General features: G+C 71.9%; 1 protein-coding gene. It reads right to left on the bottom strand.

Annotation, left to right across the window (positions count from 1 at the left end):
• The coding region (locus G3I71_RS47175; protein WP_203733142.1) for a cation:proton antiporter at positions 1 to 455 on the bottom strand (455 nt) is incomplete at its 3' end.
• Positions 456 to 466 lie beyond the last annotated feature (11 nt).

The raw sequence follows: 466 nt of genomic DNA, 5'->3' as shown, positions 1-466 counted from the left end.
TTGAACAGGCTTTCGGCCTGGACCATGACCTGAACCCGGGGCGGCAGCGCGAGGCGCCGGCCGAGGGCGGTGACCGCCACCGGGTCGGTGCTCGCGAGGACCGCCCCGAGCACCAGCGCCATCTGCCAGGACAGTGGAGTCAGGGCGCAGGCCACGTACCCCACGACGGCGGCCGAGGCCAGTACGAGGCCCACCGCGAGCACGGACACCGGCTTCCACACCGCACGCAGCTCGCGCCACGGCATCTCCTCGGCGCTGGCGTACAGCAGGGGCGGCAGGACGACGAGGCCGATGAGCTCGGGGGTGATGTGTATCGCGGGAGCACCGGGCAGCAGGGCGACGAAGAGGCCCGCGACGACGAGCAGCGAGGGCGCGGGTATGCGCCAGCGGCGGGCACCGGTCGCCACGAGGGTGGCGAGGACAACAAGAAACAAGACCGTACCAACGCTGCGCATGCCGCCCCTTG

It is taken from the genome of Streptomyces sp. SID12501 (assembly GCF_010550245.1).
Lineage (GTDB): Bacteria > Actinomycetota > Actinomycetes > Streptomycetales > Streptomycetaceae > Streptomyces.
Note: the sequence above shows the minus strand (reverse complement) of the source record. Positions and strands in the feature narration are given on the sequence as shown.